This window comes from Burkholderia pyrrocinia (genome assembly GCF_022809715.1).
GTDB lineage: Bacteria > Pseudomonadota > Gammaproteobacteria > Burkholderiales > Burkholderiaceae > Burkholderia > Burkholderia pyrrocinia_C.
Genome location: NZ_CP094460.1, coordinates 2,841,592 through 2,859,830, shown reverse-complemented (window position 1 = coordinate 2,859,830; position 18,239 = coordinate 2,841,592). Strand labels below are relative to the sequence as shown.

Here is an 18,239-nt window from a genome sequence, read left to right as displayed (position 1 = left end):
GCGGCCCGCGATCCACGCGCTCGTCGAGACGATGCTCGCCGATGCCGAACACGATCGCGAATACAAGCGGCCGTGGGGCGACGTGGCGATGCTCGATACGTTCCTGCGCGACGTACTCGACGGTCGATGAAAGACGAACGGCGCGATGCCTGCGGGCATCGCGCCGTTTCCACGTCTGCACGCACCCGCCCGCTGCCGGTGAGCAACGTGCGTGCCCGCACACTACGCGTCGTCGCGCCGAACGCCATCCGTTGCGGCGGTATACTTGATCCCGTTCTGCAAAGCGCGCCGCGTCATGCGCCGCCGCACGCGACGTGCACCGCTTTCTGACGATGCGCTTGCAGTCCGACGTCTTCCGCCCGCCCGTTCACTGCCGATACGAACCGTCATGTCGCACCGCCTTTCGCTTGCCCTCGCCGCCCTCCTCGCCGCTTCTCCGCTCGCCGCACAGGCACGCCCGCTCGCGCGGCCGCCGGTCGAGCGCGACTTCAAGAGCTGGTCGGTCGTCTGCGACAACGGCAACCGCTGCATTGCCGAAAGCCACGCCGACGATATCGACGATGCACGCACCAGCCTGATCCTGCGCGTGACGCGCGATGCCGGCCCCGACGCGCAACCGTCGCTCGACATCTTCGCGTCGGCGCCATTGGATCTGCGCACGGCACGCACCGATGGTCGCCCGTTCGATGCGATGCCGGCCCAATGGCATGCGTTCGGCGACAAGCCGGACAGTGACGACCCGCACCCGTTCCGAATCCGGACGAGCGATCCGGCAACGGTTGCCGCATGGCTCGCCGCGTCGCGCAATGCGCAACTGCTGAGCTTCGGCGATCCGGCGTCGGCGCAAACGCCGCGCACGCCGCTGTCGGGATTGAATGCCGCGCTGCTGCTGATCGACGACACGCAGGGCCGCGTCGGCACGGTCACGGCGCTGCTGCGCCCCGGCAACCGGCCCGCTTCGTCGGTGCCGGCCGCGCCGGCATTACCGCCCGCCGTCGTTCCGGCGCCGCCCGTCGCCGGCCTGTCGGCCGCCGAACAGCGCCCGCTCGTCGATGCCGTGCTCGCGAAGTTCGGCACCGACGCGAAGCAATGCGCGGCCGATGTCGAAGACGAAATGTCGGCCGGCGACCGCAGGAAGGCGTCACGCGCCGTGGCGATCTCGGCCGACGAGGCGCTCGTCGCGATCCCGTGCCAGACCAGCAGCCTGTATAACCACACCGACCTTTGGTACCGCGTGCGACGGTCGGCGCCATATGCACCGACGGCGATGAACTTCGGCGAGAACGCGAATGCGGGCCTCGATTCCGCGTCGTTCGCGAACGAACTGACCGACGCCGGCTACGATCCCGCCAGCGCGATGCTGTCGAGCAAGGTCCGCCTGCGCAGTGCCGGCGATTGCGGCTCGACCGCGTCGTGGATCTTCGACGGCCGGCGCTTCCTGCTCGCCGACATCGCGACGCACGGCACCTGCAACGGCCTGTTGCAGGATCAATGGCCGCGCCTGTATCGCCGGGCCGATGCGTCGGGAAACCGCTGACGCGCGTGGCGTGCCGATGCACGCCAAAAAAACCATAACAAACCGAGGACCGACCCATGCATCTCCCGTCAATCGACACATCGCGCGGCTGGCGTTTCGCGCTTTCGTTCGCGCTGATCGCCGTCACCACATTCGCGTGTCTGCCTGCCCGTGCAGCGAACGCCGACGACCCAGTCGAATTCCCGTTCTAGTCGCGCAACTGGATCGGCACGATCGGCAACCGGCACGTCGAAGTCTCGCTTTCGCGCGTCGCCGATGCAATGTCCGGCTGGTATTGCTATGCGCCCTGCGCGGCCGACAAACGCTATCGGCTCGCGCTAAAGGGGTCGTTCGATTCGCACGGCACGACGCTGTCGGAACGCGACAACGGTGCGAAGACGAATGCTGACCGCGTGACGGGCACGTGGCACATCGGGTCGCCCGACGGCACCGTTGCCGGCACGTGGACCTCGCCTGACGGCAAGCGCACGCTGCCCGTCTCGCTCGCGCCGAAACGCGACGGCCGGCCGTTCCCCTACGACATCCACCTCGTCGCGGACAAGTTGCCCGACGACAGTGGTTCGTGTAACGACGTGCCGCACGTCAGTGCGATCCGCCTTTACGATCACGGCCGCCTCGTGCAAACGCTGCCGACCGATTCGCAAGGCACCTGCAGCGTGTTCACGCCTGAATTCGCCGACGTGAACTTCGACGGCTGGCCCGACCTGATGCTCGCGCAAGCGATGGGTGCCAGTCCGAACATTCCGTACCAGACATGGATCTTCAACCCGACGACGCGCCGCTTCGTCGATGCGCCGAAAGGACTACAGGAAATCACGTCGCCGGACTTCGACCCCGTGCACCGGATCGTCTGGACAAGCTGGCGCGCGAGTTGCTGCGAGCACGGCGTGACGACCTACCGCTGGCAGAGCAACGACGTGAAGGAGGTCGACTCGGCCAGCAGCTACATGCTGCCCGTGCTCGACGGGAACACGCGCCGCTATTGCTACGTCATGCCCGGTTACGGCGACGGGTATATCGAGTTTCCGCAGCGCATCGAGCAAACCGACACCGGGCTGCGTTCAACGCTGGGCGACCCGAAAGGCTGCGACGCGAGCGATTCGCCGTCCATGACGCGTGTATATATCGACATCTGGAAGCCGGGCACGCCCGGCCACGCGCCGACGCTCGTGCGCACCGAGAAGGTCGCGTGGAAACGCACGCCGGCATGAAGTTCTGCCCCGACGTGCCGTTCTACGACAACGGCCGCATCCGCCGCATCGTGCTGCGCGACGATCCCGACCAGTGCAGCGACAAGAATCCCGACACGAACTAGCGCACCGCCATCCCGTCACTCGCCGACGATCGAAATCGAGAACCCGTCCCAGCCCTTCTGCCCGACCGTCTGCACGGCCGTCGTCGTGAGCTTCGGCTCGGCCACGAGACGCGCGAAGCCTTCCCGCACGCCGACCACATCGGGCTCGCGATTGTCCGGATCGGCCACGCGCCCGCCGCGCACGACGTTGTCGACGACGATCACCGTACCGGGCCGCGACAGCTTCAGCGCCGCGTCGAGATAGACCGGGTTGTTGTCCTTGTCCGCATCGATGAAGATGAAATCGAACGGCGCGTCACCCGCATCGACGAGCCGCGCGAGGCTGTCCTTCGCGTTGCCGACGATCACCGACACGACCTCTGCGAACCCGGCGCGCGCGATGTTCCGCGTCGCGACCTTCGCATGCTCGGGGTTCAGTTCGAGCGTCACGAGCGTACCGCCCGGCGGCAACGCGCGCGCGAGCCAGATCGTGCTGTAGCCGCCGAGCGTGCCGACCTCGAGGATGCGCCGCGCGCCGCGTATCGTCGCGAGCAGTTGCAGCAGCTTGCCCTGGTTCGGCGCGACGTTGATCGCGGGCAGCCCGGCCGCATTGCTGGCCACCAGCGCGGCATCGAGCGCATCGTCGGACGGCACGAGCGTCGCGGAAAAATACGCATCCACCTGATTCCACTGGTCCTGATCCATCACGCGCCTCCTGTCTGCGGAAAAGACATTCTATGCGCGGCATCCCCATAAGCAACAAACCATTCGTTCTAAGGACAGCGGCAAACGTGCTCCTATAATCGCCGGACGGCCGTACCTCTCGAACTTCACAACAACAGACGGAGCACCCATGACCGATCAGGCCTCTTCGAACTGGCGCCTCGAAACCATCGCCGTGCACGGCGGTTATCGTCCCGACCCGACCACGCGCGCGGTCGCCGTACCGATCTACCAGACCGTTGCGTACGCATTCGACGACACGCAGCACGGTGCCGACCTGTTCGACCTGAAGGTCCAGGGCAACATCTATACGCGAATCATGAACCCGACGACGGACGTGCTCGAGCAGCGGATCGCCGCGCTCGAGGGCGGCATCGGCGCGCTTGCGCTCGCGTCGGGGCAATCCGCCGTCACGTATGCGATCCAGACGATCGCCGAGGCCGGCGACAACATCCTGTCCGCGAGTTCGCTGTACGGCGGCACCTACAACCTGTTCGCGCATACGCTGCCGCAATACGGGATCACGACGCGCTTCGCCGATCCGCGCGACCCCGCGTCGTTCGAGCCGCTGATCGACGCACGCACGAAGGCGATCTTCGCGGAATCGGTCGGCAACCCGCTCGGCAACGTCACCGACATCGCCGCGCTCGCGGAAGTCGCGCATCGCCACGGAATCCCGCTGATCGTCGACAACACGGTGCCGTCGCCGTACCTGTTGCGCCCGTTCGAGCACGGTGCGGACATCGTCGTGCACTCGCTGACGAAGTATCTCGGCGGGCACGGCACGAGCCTCGGCGGCGCGATCGTCGATTCGGGCAAGTTCCCGTGGGCCGAGCACGCGGACCGCTTCAAGCGGCTGAACGAACCGGACGTCAGCTATCACGGCGTCGTCTATACGGAAGCGTTCGGGCCGGCCGCCTATATCGGCCGCGCGCGCGTGGTACCGCTGCGCAACATGGGCGCGGCGATCTCGCCGTTCAACGCATTCCAGATCCTGCAGGGCATCGAAACGCTCGCGCTGCGCGTCGAGCGGATCAGCGACAACGCACTGAAGATCGCGCAGCATCTCGCGCGCCACGAGCAGGTCGAATGGGTGAACTACGCGGGGCTGCCCGATCATCCCGACCACCCGCTCGTCGCACGCTACCTGTCGGGCCGCGCGCCGGGCATCCTGACGTTCGGCGTGAAGGGCGGCCGCGACGGCGGCGCGAAGTTCCAGGACGCGTTGAAGCTGTTCACCCGGCTCGTCAACATCGGCGATACGAAGTCGCTCGCGACGCACCCGGCATCGACGACGCACCGGCAACTGTCGCCGGCCGAGCTCGCGAAGGCCGGCGTGAAGGAGGAAACGGTGCGGCTGTCGATCGGCATCGAGCATATCGACGACCTGCTCGCCGATCTCGACCAGGCGCTCGCGCAGCTTTGACCGGAACGGGCGCGCCGGCTACCAGGTCGTCGCGCCCGCCGGATACGTGTCGACGATGCGTGTGCCGTTCACAGGCGTGACGCCCTCGTTGCGCAGCGCGGCCCACAGGTCGATCGCATGCTCGCGCGATTTGCGGCTGCCGTCGTCGGTCAGCACGTTCAGCGCGATCACTTCGTCGCGTGTCGTCAGTTGCAGCTGTTCCTTCAACTTGCGCGACTGATACGACGCGGTACGGACATCGCCCAGCACGATCCGCTTCTCCGCGACCTTCACCTCGCCGCCCGCATCAGCTGGCACGAACGTCAGCCGGCCGTTGTCGATCTCGCATTGCCCGCGCGTGAACGTCGCGCTCCACTCGCCCGACCGCACGGCCGCGAACTCGCAGCGCATCCGCTCGTTCGCGCGGCGGCCGGCGTCATGCGCCGATGCATGCGACAGCGCACGTTCCGGCCAGCCGGCCGCCATCGCGGCCGTCGACATCAAACAGACAGCCAGCACGATTCCTGTTGCGATAGTGCGCATGGCGCGCTCCCTTTCAGAGGTGGAACCGGCCGAACCGCGTCGCCGCAGCCGGCCGTGGATGAACGCTCAACGCACCGCGAAGCGGTTGTCGTGCGCATCGACCGTCGGTGCCTTCTCGCCCCGGTGAACCGTCGAGCGATGGATTTCCTGATTGCGCGCGACGGCCGCCGGGCTCGCCGGATAGTCGTGATTCGGGCTCGGGATCACGCCGTCGTGCCGCGCGCGCACCAGTTCCCGACGCACTTCCTGCCGGGTCTTCGCTTGCGCTGCAAAGGCCTGCGAGAAGGCCGCGATCGACAGCGCGGCAACGGTCATGGCGATCATCGGCCGCGGAATGTTCATGGCGTTCGCTCCTTGCCGGAAATCCGTGACAGGAGCCTTCACTTTGATCCGGCGGCGGTGCGGCATCGTGATCCCGGCATGACGGTTTCGTCATGGTTCACGCATTCGCTGCGTCGCAGTGCGAATCAAATTCGTCATTGATTGCTGTCGAAGCGCACCGATCGCTATGCGGTCGGCGCGTGGTAACGCTCGAACGGGGAACAGCGCACGCTCGACGGCGGCACGCAACCGACGCAGGCGTCGATCGACTCCTATGGCTACGGCGGCACGCGCACGCAACGCATCGTCAATCTCGGGTTGCGCCACCGGTTCCGATCGCGACGGCGGCACACTCGCGCGTGCATGACAAAAATTTCATGTTCCGATCAGGCTCACGATGCGTCGTTTCGCTACGATCGGAACGGTAACGGGCCATGCCTGTTCCAATCCACGCAGCGGATCGCTGTCGTACGGCACGATCACGCGTTAGGCCCGGACTCATCGAGTACCGGGCCTTTTTTTGGTCGCGAGGCAGACGATCACGGCGCTGGATTGCGTTGCGGAAACAGGCACGGATGCGTCTTCACGTACAGGTTCGGATTGCCGCAGCGGTGCCCGGCATAGTCGATCTGCTCGCCGGGCATGAGGTCGGCCGGCACCGGCTTGCGTGCGGCGGCCGACGCGGCCGTGCCGGTGTCGGAACGTGGCGATGCGCAGCCCGCGAGCAACGGGACGATCAGGACTGCGATCAACGATAAACGGAGAGCGGGATGATGCACTTCTCGGTCCGGAATGAAAACCTGAACAGGACCGCCCGCTTTCGATGCTGCTGTCGCGAACGGCGCGAATGCCGTCGGCCGCACGAGCCATCGACAGACTTCATGTTCCGCTTCCCGCTCATCGCACCCATGACGCGAACATGACGATTGCGTCATGCCGCTCAGCACGCAAGGCGCGCCGCCGCCTTTCGCAATCTGACGTTTTTTTCATCTCCCGATCACGGTGGCGCACGGCTGCTTTCGCATACTGGGTCCATGGTTCGCCACCCGGCGACCCAGATCGAGTCAAGGAGAGCATTCAATGAAGACCGCAAAACTCGCAGCACTGTTCGTCACCGCCACGCTGTCGCTCGGCCTGGCCACGCAGGCCGCATTCGCGCAGACGCAAACGCAGGGCAAGACCCGCGCGCAGGTCGTCAACGAACTGAAGCAGGCGCAGCACGACGGCATCGTGCCGACGAGCAAGACGCAGTACCCGCCGACCGCCGAGATGATCGCGCGCAACAAGGAGCTTCACGGGATTTCGGCGCATGGCGGCGAGAAGGCACCGCAGGCCGATAACCACGACAACCTGGCGACGCGTTGATGCCGCTCGGTCGCATGACAACGGGCAACGTGCCGCGCGCAAACGCCTGGCGGCGAACGCGCGGGCGTGCCCGACCGCGATGTCAGGTGCCGATGGTGGCCGGCCGTCGTGGAAAGCGCAGCCAGAACGTCGTGCGCCGGCCGGGATCGCTGTCGACGCCGCATTCGCCGCCGTGGTTGTCCATGATCGACCGGACGATCGCGAGGCCGAGCCCCGTCCCCGACGCCGAATTGTGCCGCGACGGATCGACGCGATAGAAGCGCTCGAAGATCCGCCCGACATGCTCCGCGGCAATGCCAGGCCCCGTGTCCGACACGGCGATCGTCGTCGCCCCACCCTGCTCCACGCAGTCGATCGCCACGACGCTGCCGCGCGGCGCGTAGGCGAGCGCATTGGACAGCAAGTTGCTCAACGCGCGCTGGTACAGCGTGAGATCCGCATCGACCCACGCATGGCCGTCGACCTTCACCGATACGCTCGCATCCTCCGCAAGCGACTCGTAGTAGCCGGCGACACGCCCGGCCTCTTCCGCCGCATTCAGGCGCCGCACGCTGATCGACGTGCCGGCCTGTTCCGAGCGCGCGAGAAACAGCATGTCCTCGATCATCCGCGACAGCCGCTGATACTCGTCGATGCTCGACTCGATCACGTTGCGATATTCATCCGCGCTGCGCGGCTGCGACAGCACGACCTGCGCGGCTGCTTGCAGGTTCGTGAGCGGCGTGCGCATGTCGTGTGCGAGATTCGACGAGAACTGGCTCAGCCGCGTGAACGATTCGCTCAGCCTCGCGAGCATCCCGTTGAATGCGTGCTCGAGTTCCTTCAGCTCGCCCGACGTATCGAGTTCCGGCAGCGGATGCGCGAGCCGGCTCGACGACATCTGCTCGGCGCGCGCCGCGAAACGCCGCAGCGGGCTCAAGCCCAGCGCCGCGATGCCATACGCGATCGCGGCCGCGAGCACCACGCCGAACACCTCGATCACGACGATCGTATAAGCATGCGTACGCAACAGCAGCACGTCGGCGCTGCGGTCGTACTGCACCGCGACGCGCACCACCGGTGCGCCCATGCCCGCGAGCGGCACGGTCGTCACCAGGTACTGATGCCGCGTGCCGGGCGGCGCGACGCCGACCGGCACGCGCCCCGCGTCCAGCGACAGCAGCGTCGCGTACGGGCGGAATCCTGGCGTGCCGACGAGGCGCGTGCCCGACGCATCGTAGATCGCGAGATCCATGTTCGGATGGCCGTGCAGCTGGTCGATCCAGATGTCGGTGTTGCGCGCGACGTCGGCCGTCGTGCGCGCTTCGGCCAGATGCGTGCCCAGTGCGGCGGAAATGCCGGCCATCTGCTCGGCCGCCGTCGTTTCGACGCGGTTGCTCAGCGCCTCGTAGAGCGCGACGCCGCTCGACGCGAGGATCACCGACGTCGACAGGATGATCAGCGCGGTCAGGCGTCCGCGCAGCGTGCGCGGCAGCAGGCGCGCGATCATGCGGCCGCGCCGCCGCGCGCTTCGAGCACGTAGCCCATCCCGCGCACGGTGTGGATCAGCTTCGGTTCGTATGCGTCGTCGATCTTCGAGCGCAGCCGCCGGATCGCCGAATCGACGACGTTCGTGTCGCTGTTGAAGTTCATGTCCCACACCTGCGAGGCGATCGTCGCACGCGGCAGGATCTCGCCCTCGCGACGCATCAGCAGCCACAGCAGCGCGAACTCCTTCGCGGTCAACAGGATCGTGTCGCCCTGCCGCGTGGCCTTGCGGCGCGTCAGGTCGAGTTCGAGATCGGCCACGCGCAGCGTGTTCGAATCGCGCGGCTGGCCGCGCCGCAGGATCGACTTGATGCGCGCGGTCAGCTCGACGAAATCGAACGGCTTCGCGAGATAGTCGTCGGCGCCGAGCTCGAGTCCCTTCACGCGATCGCCGACGTCGTCGCGCGCGGTGAGGAACAGCACGGGCGTCGACTTGCTGCGCCGCAGGTTCTGCAACAGCGTCCAGCCGTCCTGCCCCGGCAGCATCACGTCGAGCACGAGCAGGTCGTATTCCTCGGTCTCGGCCTGGTGCTGGCCCGTGATGCCGTCCTCGACCCAGTCGACGACATAACCGGCCTCGGTCAGGCCCTTGCGCAAATAAGCGCCCGTCTTCGGTTCATCCTCGACAATCAGAATTCGCATTACGCATTACCCTTGAAGAAACCCAGCCGGCGCAGCACGCCCATGCCGAAGCCGCCGCCGATGCCCCAAAGCGCGGCGCACCACGACACCGCATGGCTGACGCGGTACAGCACGGGCAGCACCAGCAGCGTCAGCGCCGTGGACGACAGGATACCGCCGATCACGACCGTCGCAAGCGGACGCTGCACCTCGGCGCCGGTACCGGTCGCGAACGCCATCGGCAGGAAACCGAGCGACGCGACCAGCGCGGTCATCAGCACCGGCCGCAGCCGCGTGAGCGCGCCTTCGCGCACGGCGGCGTCGAGCGGCGTCCCTTCGTCGCGCAGGTTGCGGATGAACGAGATCATCACGAGACCGTTGAGCACGGCGACGCCCGACAGCGCGATGAAGCCGACCGCCGCCGTGATCGACAGCGGTATCCCGCGCAGCCACAGCGACACGACGCCGCCGCTCAGCGCGAACGGAATGCCGGTGAACACGAGCAGGCCGTCCTTCACGTTGTTGAACATCACGAACAGCAGCACGAACACCATGAACAACGCGAGCGGCACGACGAGCTTCAGGCGCTCGCTCGCGCTTTGCAGTTGCTCGAACTGCCCGCCCCACGACACCCAGTAGCCGGCCGGCACGCGCACGTCCTGCTGTAGCTGCTCGCGCGCATCGGCGACGAACGAGCCGACGTCGCGGCCGCGCACGTTCGCGCTGACGACCACGCGCCGCTTGCCGTCCTCGCGGCTGATCTGGTTCGGGCCCGGCGCGACGTCGATCGTTGCGAGCTCGGCGAGCGGCACGTACGGCGCCGCCGCGAGCGGCGCGCTGGCGCCGGCGGCCGGCGCGGGCAGCGCGATCGGCAGCCGCTTGATCGCGTCGATGTCCGAGCGCAGCTCGTCGGGCAGCCGCACGACGATGTCGAAGCGGCGGTCGCCCTGGAACAGCGTGCCGGCCTTCTGCCCGCCGACGGCCGCGGCCACCGTGTCCTGCAGGTCGGCGACGCTCACGCCGTAGCGCGCGAGCTTGTCGCGGTCGAGGTTGACCGTGAGCACCGGCAGCCCGGTCGTCTGCTCGACCTTCACCTCCGATGCGCCCGGCACCTTCTGCAGCGCGGCCGCGATCTGCTCGCCGGTCTGGTTCAGCACGGCCATGTCGTCGCCGAAGATCTTCACGGCGACGTCGCTGCGCACGCCCGAGATCAGTTCGTTGAAGCGCAGCTGGATCGGCTGCGAGAACTCGTACGCATTGCCCGGCAGCTCGGCGAGCGCTTCCTCGATCTCGCGCACGAGCGTGTCGCGCGGCTTCTTCGGGTCGGGCCACTGGTCGGCCGGCTTCAGCATGATGTAGCCGTCCGACAGGTTCGGCGGCATCGGGTCGGCCGCAATCTCGGCCGTGCCGGTGCGCGCGAACACGCGCTCGATTTCGGGGAAACGCGCCTTCAGCGTCTTCTCGATCGACTTCTGCATCTCCACAGACTGCGACAGGCTCGTGCCGGGAATCCGCAGCGCAGCGACGGCCAGGTCGCCTTCGTTGAGACTCGGGATGAACTCGCTGCCGAGCCGCGTGGCGAGCCCGAGCGTGACGAGCACGATCGCGCCCGCGCCGAGCATCACGCGCACCGGGCGCGTCATGAACGCGGCGAGCACCGGTTCGTACGCGCGTCGCGCCCAGCCCATCAGCCGGTTCTCCTTCTCCTCGACCCGCTCGCCGATGAACAGCGCGACGGCCGCCGGAATGAACGTGACGGTCAGCACCATCGCGGCCGCGAGCGCCATCACGACGGTGATAGCCATCGGGTGGAACATCTTGCCTTCGACGCCGGTCAGCGCAAAGATCGGCAGGTACACGACCATGATGATCAGTTGCCCGAAGATCAGCGCACGGCGCGCTTCCTGCGACGCGCCGAACACTTCGGCGAAGCGCTCGTCGCGCGTGAGCGGCCGCCCGGCCGCCGCCTGTGCATGCGCGAGCCGCCGCACGCAGTTCTCGACGATCACCACCGCGCCGTCGACGATGATCCCGAAGTCGAGCGCGCCGAGGCTCATCAGGTTCGCGCTCACCTTCGCGTTGACCATGCCGGTGAAGGTCATCAGCATCGACAGCGGAATCACGAGCGCGGTGATCAGCGCCGCGCGGATGTTGCCGAGGAACAGGAACAGCACGGCGATCACGAGGATTGCGCCTTCGAGCAGGTTCTTCTTCACCGTCGCGACGGCCTTCTCGACGAGCACCGTGCGGTCGTACACGGGAATCGCCTTCACGCCGGGCGGCAGCGTGCGGTTCACGTCTTCCATCTTTGCCGCGACGGCCTTCGAGACCGTCCGGCTGTTCTCGCCCATCAGCATGAAGACCGTGCCGAGCACGACCTCCTCGCCGTTCGACGTCGCGGCGCCGGTGCGCAGCTCGCGGCCGATGTCGACCAGCCCGACGTCCTTCATCCGCACCGGCACGCCGCCGACGTTGGTCAGCACGATGTTCGCGATGTCGTCGACGGTGCGGGCCTGGCCCGGCACGCGCACGAGATACTGCTCGCCGCGCTTTTCGATGTAGCCGGCGCCGACGTTGTCGTTGTTGCGTTCGAGCGCGCGCACGACGTCGGCGAGCGTCAGCCCGTACGACATCAGCTTGGCCGGGTTCGGCGCGACACGGTATTCCTTCACGTAGCCGCCAATCGAGTTGACCTCGGTCACGCCGCGCACGTTCCTGAGCTGCGGCCGCACGACCCAGTCCTGCAACTCGCGCAGGTCGGCCGCCGTATAGCGGGTGCCGTCGGGCTTGCGCGCGGCCGCGTCTGCTTCGACGGTCCACAGGTAGATTTCGCCGAGGCCCGTCGACGTCGGGCCCATCGCGGGCGCGATGCCGGGCGGCAGCTTGTCCTTCGCTTCCTGGATGCGCTCGTTGACGAGCTGACGCGCGAAGTAGATGTCGGTGCCGTCCTTGAAGATCACGGTGACCTGCGACAGCCCGTAGCGCGAGATCGAGCGCGTCTGCTCGAGGCCCGGCAGCCCGGCCATCACGGTCTCGATCGGGTAGGTGATGCGCTGCTCGGCCTCGAGCGGCGAATAACCGGGCACGGCCGTGTTGATCTGGACCTGCACGTTCGTGATGTCGGGCACCGCGTCGATCGGCAGCTTCTGGTAGCTGAAGACGCCCAGCGCGGCCACGGCCGCGATCGCCAGCATCACGAACCAGCGGTGCGCAATCGCAAAGCGGATCAGGCGCTCAAACATGGCGGGATTCCTTGAAACGGGGAACGGTCGCCCTCGCCGGACAGGCCGCGCGACCGGTCACTCGACGGGTCGCACATCGAACCTCAAATCGAGCCGCATATCGAGCCGCATATCGGGCCGCAAATCGTGCAATGGCACGCGCGTGACGCTCATTCATGTTCCGCGCTCCCCTTGCCGAGCTCGGCCTTCAGCACGAAGCTGTTCGACGCCGCGTATTCCTGGCCCGGCTTGAGCCCCTTCAGCACTTCGGTCGCGCGTTCGTCGCGCCGCCCCGTCTCGACCGCCTGCGCGACGAATCCCTTCGGCGAGCGCACGAACACGGAAGGTGCGCCGTCGACGTCCTGCAGCGCGTCGCTCGCCACCGCCAGCGGCACGCTCTGCTTGCCCGCGTCGACCGACACGTTCACGAACATCCCCGGGCGCCACACGCCGTCCGGGTTCGGCAACACGACGCGCGCCGGTGCGGTGCGCGTCTGTTCGCCGAGCAGCGAACCGACGTATGCGATCGGGCCGCTCGAACGCGATTCGAACGCGGTCGCGATCACGGTCGCGTCGCGGCCGACGCGCACGTCGTTGAGCCGCTGTGCCGGCACGGCCATCTCGGCCCACACGGTCGACAGGTCGGAGATCACGAACATGCTCGCATCGGCGGCGATCGCCTCGCCGGGCGTCGCATGCTTCTCGACGATCGTGCCCGCGAACGGTGCGCGCAGCTCGTAGCGGTTCAGCGCGCCCGCGCCGACCGGCGCGTTCAGCGCGGCGAGCTTCTGCCGCGCGTTCTGCGCGGCAATCTCGGCCTCGCGCAACTGCACCTGCGCCTGCTGGTAATCCTGCTCGGCCGAGATGCGCTCCTGCCACAGCGTGCGTTCGCGCTCGTAGGTTGCGCGCGCACCCGACAGCCGGCGCTCGGCCGTCAGCAGTTCGCTGCGCCGGTCCGCAAGATCGGTGCTCGCGATCACGGCCAGCACCTGCCCCTTCGTGACGTTCTGCCCGAGCGACACCGGTACCTGCTCGACGATGCCGGCCACCCGCGGCACGACGTGCGCGGTGCGATCCTCGTTGAACTTGATCTCGCCCGGCAACTGGAACGGCGTCGCGATCTGCGCGGGGCCGGCCTTCGCGAGCGCGATCCTCGAGGTCGCCAGCTGCGCGTCGGTCAGTGCGATCGCGCCGTCGGCGCTCGCGAACGGGAACGACGCGGCGTCGCTGCCCGCCTTGACGTCGATCGTCGCGTCGAACACATGCGGCTTGGCGATCGACTGCGCGGACACGAACTTCTGGCCGGCCGCATCGAAACGCATCGGTTCGTGCGTGCGGTCGTACCGGACCAGCGTGCCGGATACGGTCACGCCCTGGTCGGCCGGCTTGCCGTCGACGAACGGGTAGACGACGAGCCGCGCGTCACCGGGCTTTTCTGTCATGACGATCTCGACGGACAGCCTGCCGCGCTTCAGCACGACGCCGCCCCGCGCGCCGGCGCCATCGGCCGGCTGCGCGGCTTCGACAGCCGACGGCGTGGACGCACTGCTGCCGCCCCGCGTGACGGCGAGCGCACCGAGCACGATCCCGGCGCCGCCGAACACGGCCGCCGCAATGATGAAGATTCTGCTGCGTGACATGATGATCCTTCAGGTGAGAGGGGCGCTTATTGCGTAACGGCCGCGAGCGGCGTCCCGACGAGCCGGCCGATGTCGGCGCGGGCCGCGTGCGCGTCGGCGAGCGCGCGCACGTATTGCGATTGCCCCTGGAACAGCGTGCGCTGCGCGTCGAGCACGTCGAGGAAGCCGAACTTCCCGAGCTGGTAGCCGCGCGACATCGCGTCGAGCGCGGTGCGTGCGCCGGGCAGGATGTCGGTCTTCAGGCGCCGCGCCTCCTGCGCGGCGGCCTCGAAGTTCGCATAGGCCTGCGTCAGCTCCAGCCGCAGCCGTGCGCGTTCGCGATCGAGATCAGCGTTCGCGCGCTCGGCCTTGTGCGTCGCTTCGAGCAGCGCGCCCTTGTTCGTGTTGAACAGCGGAATCGGGATCGACACGCCGACGACGGCCTGGTTGTCGGGCACGCCGCCCGTGGTCACGCGCTTCACGCCCGCGCTGACCGTCACGTCCGGCATGCGCCGCGCGCGTTCGAGCGACACCGCCGCGTTCGAGCGCAGCATCTCGGCGCGCGCGATGCGCGTGAGCGGCGCATCGTCGAGCTGCGCGGTCAGCGCGGACAACGGCTCGACCGGCGGCACGGCTTCCAGGTCGCCGCGCACCGCGAGCCGGTCGCCGCGCGCTTCGCCCATCACCGCGTTGAGCTTCTCGCGCGCGACCTCGACACGGCCGCGCGCGGTCACGACTTCGATCTGCACGCCGGCCGCCGCCACCTGCGCCTTGGTCGCCTCGACCGGCGACACCTTGCCGGCCTGCGCGCGACGCGCCGCGAGATCCGCCGAGCGCGCGGCGATCGCAGCCGATTCCTCGGTAACCTGGAGCTGTCGCTGCGCGGCGAGCAGCCCGTAGAACGCGGAGATCACGTCGGCGCGCACGACGGCGCCCTGTTCGTCGAGCGATGCATTGGCCGCTTCGCGGCCGTAGGACGCGACGTCGAGCCGCGCGCGGCGCTTGCCCCCCAGTTCGATGGTCTGGTTGATCAGCGCGGTCGACGTGCGCTCCGCGCGGCGAAAGCCTTCCTGCAGGAACGAGAGCTCCGGGTTCGGGCGCGCGCCGGCCTGCATCAGCGCGCCCGCGGATGCATCGACGTCGGCGCGCGCGCCGCGCAGCGCCGGATTGTTTCGCGCCGCGACCGCGAGCGCATCGGACAGCGTCAATGACGATGCGGGAAGCGTATCGGACGGCGGCGCATCGATCGACGTCGCGCTGCCGGCTGCGATCGTGGCCGGCCCGGGCGACAGCGAAGGCTGCGCATGAGCCGTCGCGGCCATCGCGAAGACGATGGCCGCGGCGAGGGTGAGCTTGAGCATGTTCGGTTCTGCGTTGACGGTTCGCGACCGATGCTACGGACCGGCCGCAGTGCGAACATGAGGCGAAGATGATATTTCCGTCATGTTGGGCGCGGTGTACTCGCCGAATCGACGGGCATATCAGCTCGGATGGTCAGGTCAGCATAAAAATATCTTTCGAAATTTAGAACCAGTTCTATAGACGTATTCGCTCGAAAAGATGACTGTTCAAGGTCCCGGCAACACAAACGAAAGCATGCTGTTTTATGACCTAAAGGTCGTGCTGCCTCCTTGAAAACCTACGAATCGAGACCTTGAATCAATGAAAAACCTCTTCGATCACAACGAGTACGACTTTGACGCTGACGAAGACAAAGAATGGTTTCTCGTTCACTCCGGGGCCGTCACCAACACAAACCCGGGATCGATGGTTGACGTTTACATCAACACAACCCCCATCTGCCCCAACATGACCAATCGAGAATTTAGAATTATGGCATCGCGACTGCTTAAATGGTCCATAATTCTGGTTGAGCGCAGGATCACCGACCTGAAGCGGTATGACAAAACAACCAAAGACAGAATGATCTATTGGTTCAATCGATGCGATGAAAATACACGACAGTACCTTGTCGACGGCTTCTCACGACATCTCTCCGTTCTCAAAACGCTAACGCCACACCATTTCGTTCGAAGCGATCCGAATCTCGATAGAATGTTAGGTTGCGTTCCGAACATGATCGACATCGAGAATGAGGCCGCTCACGTTTGCGGGCCCAACACGGAGCGCAGGCTTATCAGTATTGCGATGAAGTTTTGTACCGGCTTACGCGATCAGAACATGTTCGGAGATTCCCGCCTATCCACGCTCATTCACGAAGTCACTCACTTCGTCGACACCTTCGGTAGCGGCGACCCTCGTTACGGGCTCGATCCCACGGCGGCCGCATGGGCAAGGGCCAATCCTGACCAGGCATTGAAGAACGCAGATACCCTCACAGGGTTTGTGATCTACGGCGAAGAATTATTTGCGGAGTAAGGAGCCGAATTCACCATGAGAATTTTTATCACGTCACTCATCGTGCCCATCGTCACGTCGCTCCTTTTCCCGGCAAGCTCCGCGGCGGAATGTCAGGGATCACAAAATCTCCCGTCACAGCAATTTTTCGTAGCCTTCCCCCACAACAGCCACGAGATCTCCGAATCCGAGCAAGTACGAATTGGACGATGGGTTTCAGCAATGAATTCCGATTATCCAATACAAAACTGGATCACTATAATTGGCAGCGCTTCCAAGCTTGAAGCCGATTCGGAACGTCTTGCAACGAAACGAGCTTCCGCGACGGCGAAAGTCGTCATAGACGACGGTCTGATCAACGCACCGTTTCAGATAAAAACGCAAATTTATCCGGCCAATCACACAACGGAATCGACGCCGGAAACCCGTGAGGTCACCATTCAAGTGAGCCCCGGCTGCCTCGACAACTGCTGTACTGGCCATTGACACGAAGTCGGCTCATTCACCGCCGCCGCTGCACGAGCCAGTCGAGCAATTGCCGCCCGTCGCGTTCACCAAACCAGCGCGCATGCCCGATCAGGTACCCGTCGTACGCGATATCGACGATGGCCGGCGCATCGATGATGCAACCGAAATACGCGACTTCCGACAGCGCGAACTCCGTATGCACGATCGGCAGCAGCGCGACCAGCGCCGCATACGCGTCGTCGCCCAGCGGTTCGAGCGATTCGTAGCCGTCGAGCAGCGCGTCGATCTGTTCGTATTCGATGCGCCGCGCGTCGGCTGGCGCCATCCAGTCGACCGTATTGCGCTCGATCGCGAGCGCGAGGTCCATCACCGCGCAGGTGCGATCCGACAATCCGAAATCGAGCACGGTCCGCACCTGCGCGCCGGGCCCCGCATCGGTCCACAGCAGGTTCGACGCATGCCAGTCGCCATGCGTCCACAGCGGCGGCAACGCGGTCAGCAGCGGCACGAGGCGCGCGTGATACGGGCCGATCGCGTCGGCAACGTCGCCGCGCCAGTCGCGCGCGCCGAGCGCACGCACGAGCAGCGGCTGCGATTCGACCCAGCGTTCGAGCGCCCCCGCCAGATCGGCGGACGACAGCACACGGAAACTCGACAGCAGCGTGCGCACGGGTCGCGCGGGCGCATCGTAGCCGGCCGACGCGCGATGCAGCTCGGCCAGCGCGCGGCCGGCCGCATACGCATGCGACGGATGCGTGAACGGCTGCCACGACATCACGCCGCGATACGGGTCGACGCCGGGCGCGAGCACATGCACCTCGTACGTCCATTCGCCGGAGGCGAACGCGGTCGCGCCGTCGCGACCGGCGAGCACGTCGACCACGGGCATGCCGCGTTCGCGCAGATGCGCGATGAAACGATGCTCTTCCTCGAGCCCCTCGACATCGCGCAGGCTCACGTGATGACGCTTGACGAACAACCCGCGCCCGTCCGCCATCCGCACCAGCACGGCCGCCGCGAACTGCCGCGGGCTGTGCCACGTCAGCCGGGCCGGCTCGCCGGCACCGTCGATCCGCGCGAGCACCGCCGCGACCTCGTCGTGCGTCATCAGCGGCCAGTCGCGTTCGGCCTGCTCGCCGTCGACGCCGAATTGCGGCGGCGCGACGTCGCGCGATACTGGCCCGTCCGGCTCGAGTGGGAATGACATGAACGAGGTTGCTCCGTAGTTGAATCGATG

General features: G+C 66.5%; 17 protein-coding genes and 2 pseudogenes. 9 read left to right on the top strand and 10 right to left on the bottom strand.

Translation table 11 applies throughout. The features are described from left to right. Position 1 precedes the first annotated feature (1 nt). The 4 genes and pseudogenes from MRS60_RS34995 to MRS60_RS34990 all read left to right on the top strand — a co-directional run. Positions 2 to 130 (top strand): annotated as a pseudogene (locus tag MRS60_RS34995) (nucleotidyltransferase); the annotation flags it as partial. A 258-nt stretch (positions 131 to 388) separates the two neighbouring features. Further along, positions 389 to 1,537, top strand: a complete 1,149-nt coding sequence (locus tag MRS60_RS29720; protein ID WP_243566164.1) for a DUF1176 domain-containing protein — start codon at positions 389 to 391, stop codon at positions 1,535 to 1,537. A gap of 260 nt (positions 1,538 to 1,797) precedes the next feature. Beyond that, the gene (locus tag MRS60_RS29715) at positions 1,798 to 2,748 is read left to right on the top strand and encodes an XAC2610-related protein (protein ID WP_243566163.1); all 951 of its coding nucleotides are present in this window, start codon (positions 1,798 to 1,800) and stop codon (positions 2,746 to 2,748) included. Continuing rightward, on the top strand, positions 2,727 to 2,852 hold the full coding sequence (locus tag MRS60_RS34990; protein ID WP_279388971.1) for a hypothetical protein: 126 nt from the start codon (positions 2,727 to 2,729) through the stop codon (positions 2,850 to 2,852). The genes MRS60_RS29715 and MRS60_RS34990 overlap by 22 nt, the downstream gene beginning before the upstream one ends. Positions 2,853 to 2,867: 15 nt before the next feature. Here the strand turns inward: MRS60_RS34990 and MRS60_RS29710 are convergent, their stop codons facing one another. Next, the gene (locus MRS60_RS29710; RefSeq protein WP_131947100.1) at positions 2,868 to 3,536 is read right to left on the bottom strand and encodes an O-methyltransferase; all 669 of its coding nucleotides are present in this window, start codon (positions 3,534 to 3,536) and stop codon (positions 2,868 to 2,870) included. A 148-nt stretch (positions 3,537 to 3,684) separates the two neighbouring features. On the opposite strand from MRS60_RS29710, the gene MRS60_RS29705 reads away from it, so the two are divergent. Next, positions 3,685 to 4,980 carry an O-acetylhomoserine aminocarboxypropyltransferase/cysteine synthase family protein gene (locus tag MRS60_RS29705; protein WP_243566162.1) on the top strand — a complete coding sequence of 432 codons (1,296 nt, stop codon included), beginning with the start codon at positions 3,685 to 3,687 and terminating at the stop codon, positions 4,978 to 4,980. An 18-nt stretch (positions 4,981 to 4,998) separates the two neighbouring features. Here MRS60_RS29705 and MRS60_RS29700 read toward each other — a convergent pair whose 3' ends face one another. Both MRS60_RS29700 and MRS60_RS29695 read right to left on the bottom strand, forming a co-directional pair. Continuing rightward, entirely contained in the window at positions 4,999 to 5,502 is a 504-nt protein-coding gene (locus MRS60_RS29700; protein WP_034182122.1) for a hypothetical protein, read from the bottom strand. 66 nt (positions 5,503 to 5,568) lie between these two features. After that, on the bottom strand, positions 5,569 to 5,844 hold the full coding sequence (locus tag MRS60_RS29695; RefSeq protein WP_034182121.1) for a DUF4148 domain-containing protein: 276 nt from the start codon (positions 5,842 to 5,844) through the stop codon (positions 5,569 to 5,571). Positions 5,845 to 5,985: 141 nt separating this feature from the next. On the opposite strand from MRS60_RS29695, the pseudogene MRS60_RS35090 reads away from it, so the two are divergent. Beyond that, positions 5,986 to 6,156 (top strand): annotated as a pseudogene (locus MRS60_RS35090) (porin); the annotation flags it as partial. Positions 6,157 to 6,362: 206 nt separating this feature from the next. Here MRS60_RS35090 and MRS60_RS29690 read toward each other — a convergent pair. Continuing rightward, complete coding sequence (locus MRS60_RS29690; protein WP_243566161.1) at positions 6,363 to 6,770, bottom strand: hypothetical protein; 408 nt, start codon at positions 6,768 to 6,770, stop codon at positions 6,363 to 6,365. A 133-nt stretch (positions 6,771 to 6,903) separates the two neighbouring features. Between MRS60_RS29690 and MRS60_RS29685 the strand changes: the two genes are divergently transcribed. Beyond that, positions 6,904 to 7,188, top strand: a complete 285-nt coding sequence (locus tag MRS60_RS29685; protein WP_105389681.1) for a DUF4148 domain-containing protein — start codon at positions 6,904 to 6,906, stop codon at positions 7,186 to 7,188. An 82-nt stretch (positions 7,189 to 7,270) separates the two neighbouring features. Here MRS60_RS29685 and MRS60_RS29680 read toward each other — a convergent pair whose 3' ends face one another. The 5 genes from MRS60_RS29680 to MRS60_RS29660 all read right to left on the bottom strand — a co-directional run bounded on the left by MRS60_RS29680 (position 7,271) and on the right by MRS60_RS29660 (position 15,537). Then, positions 7,271 to 8,677 carry a heavy metal sensor histidine kinase gene (locus MRS60_RS29680; RefSeq protein WP_243566160.1) on the bottom strand — a complete coding sequence of 469 codons (1,407 nt, stop codon included), beginning with the start codon at positions 8,675 to 8,677 and terminating at the stop codon, positions 7,271 to 7,273. After that, positions 8,674 to 9,357, bottom strand: a complete 684-nt coding sequence (gene irlR / locus MRS60_RS29675; RefSeq protein ID WP_006490455.1) for a heavy metal response regulator transcription factor IrlR — start codon at positions 9,355 to 9,357, stop codon at positions 8,674 to 8,676. Before irlR ends, MRS60_RS29680 begins: the two co-directional genes overlap by 4 nt. Further along, the gene (locus MRS60_RS29670) at positions 9,357 to 12,578 is read right to left on the bottom strand and encodes an efflux RND transporter permease subunit (protein ID WP_243566159.1); all 3,222 of its coding nucleotides are present in this window, start codon (positions 12,576 to 12,578) and stop codon (positions 9,357 to 9,359) included. The genes irlR and MRS60_RS29670 overlap by 1 nt, the downstream gene beginning before the upstream one ends. A gap of 149 nt (positions 12,579 to 12,727) precedes the next feature. Continuing rightward, positions 12,728 to 14,197 carry an efflux RND transporter periplasmic adaptor subunit gene (locus MRS60_RS29665; protein ID WP_243566158.1) on the bottom strand — a complete coding sequence of 490 codons (1,470 nt, stop codon included), beginning with the start codon at positions 14,195 to 14,197 and terminating at the stop codon, positions 12,728 to 12,730. A gap of 26 nt (positions 14,198 to 14,223) precedes the next feature. Further along, the gene (locus tag MRS60_RS29660; RefSeq protein WP_175746536.1) at positions 14,224 to 15,537 is read right to left on the bottom strand and encodes a TolC family protein; all 1,314 of its coding nucleotides are present in this window, start codon (positions 15,535 to 15,537) and stop codon (positions 14,224 to 14,226) included. Positions 15,538 to 15,838: 301 nt separating this feature from the next. On the opposite strand from MRS60_RS29660, the gene MRS60_RS29655 reads away from it, so the two are divergent. After that, positions 15,839 to 16,555: a M35 family metallo-endopeptidase gene (locus MRS60_RS29655; protein ID WP_217588929.1), complete on the top strand. Its 717-nt coding sequence runs from the start codon at positions 15,839 to 15,841 to the stop codon at positions 16,553 to 16,555. Positions 16,556 to 16,570: 15 nt separating this feature from the next. Continuing rightward, positions 16,571 to 17,020 carry an OmpA family protein gene (locus MRS60_RS29650; RefSeq protein WP_175746538.1) on the top strand — a complete coding sequence of 150 codons (450 nt, stop codon included), beginning with the start codon at positions 16,571 to 16,573 and terminating at the stop codon, positions 17,018 to 17,020. A 16-nt stretch (positions 17,021 to 17,036) separates the two neighbouring features. Here the strand turns inward: MRS60_RS29650 and MRS60_RS29645 are convergent, their stop codons facing one another. Continuing rightward, positions 17,037 to 18,209, bottom strand: coding sequence for a phosphotransferase enzyme family protein (locus MRS60_RS29645; protein ID WP_243566157.1), 1,173 nt, complete (start codon positions 18,207 to 18,209; stop codon positions 17,037 to 17,039). Positions 18,210 to 18,239 lie beyond the last annotated feature (30 nt).

What these genes read in the sequence shown, in the direction of transcription:
- MRS60_RS29720 (WP_243566164.1), top strand. Translation starts at nt 389, where the DNA reads ATGTCGCACCGCCTTTCGCTTGCCCTCGCCGCCCTCCTCGCCGCTTCT.
- MRS60_RS29715 (WP_243566163.1), top strand. Translation starts at nt 1,798, where the DNA reads ATGTCCGGCTGGTATTGCTATGCGCCCTGCGCGGCCGACAAACGCTAT.
- MRS60_RS29710 (WP_131947100.1), bottom strand. Translation starts at nt 3,536, where the DNA reads ATGGATCAGGACCAGTGGAATCAGGTGGATGCGTATTTTTCCGCGACG.
- MRS60_RS29705 (WP_243566162.1), top strand. Translation starts at nt 3,685, where the DNA reads ATGACCGATCAGGCCTCTTCGAACTGGCGCCTCGAAACCATCGCCGTG.
- MRS60_RS29700 (WP_034182122.1), bottom strand. Translation starts at nt 5,502, where the DNA reads ATGCGCACTATCGCAACAGGAATCGTGCTGGCTGTCTGTTTGATGTCG.
- MRS60_RS29695 (WP_034182121.1), bottom strand. Translation starts at nt 5,844, where the DNA reads ATGAACATTCCGCGGCCGATGATCGCCATGACCGTTGCCGCGCTGTCG.
- MRS60_RS29685 (WP_105389681.1), top strand. Translation starts at nt 6,904, where the DNA reads ATGAAGACCGCAAAACTCGCAGCACTGTTCGTCACCGCCACGCTGTCG.
- MRS60_RS29680 (WP_243566160.1), bottom strand. Translation starts at nt 8,677, where the DNA reads ATGATCGCGCGCCTGCTGCCGCGCACGCTGCGCGGACGCCTGACCGCG.
- irlR (WP_006490455.1), bottom strand. Translation starts at nt 9,357, where the DNA reads ATGCGAATTCTGATTGTCGAGGATGAACCGAAGACGGGCGCTTATTTG.
- MRS60_RS29670 (WP_243566159.1), bottom strand. Translation starts at nt 12,578, where the DNA reads ATGTTTGAGCGCCTGATCCGCTTTGCGATTGCGCACCGCTGGTTCGTG.
- MRS60_RS29665 (WP_243566158.1), bottom strand. Translation starts at nt 14,197, where the DNA reads ATGTCACGCAGCAGAATCTTCATCATTGCGGCGGCCGTGTTCGGCGGC.
- MRS60_RS29660 (WP_175746536.1), bottom strand. Translation starts at nt 15,537, where the DNA reads ATGCTCAAGCTCACCCTCGCCGCGGCCATCGTCTTCGCGATGGCCGCG.
- MRS60_RS29655 (WP_217588929.1), top strand. Translation starts at nt 15,839, where the DNA reads ATGAAAAACCTCTTCGATCACAACGAGTACGACTTTGACGCTGACGAA.
- MRS60_RS29650 (WP_175746538.1), top strand. Translation starts at nt 16,571, where the DNA reads ATGAGAATTTTTATCACGTCACTCATCGTGCCCATCGTCACGTCGCTC.
- MRS60_RS29645 (WP_243566157.1), bottom strand. Translation starts at nt 18,209, where the DNA reads ATGTCATTCCCACTCGAGCCGGACGGGCCAGTATCGCGCGACGTCGCG.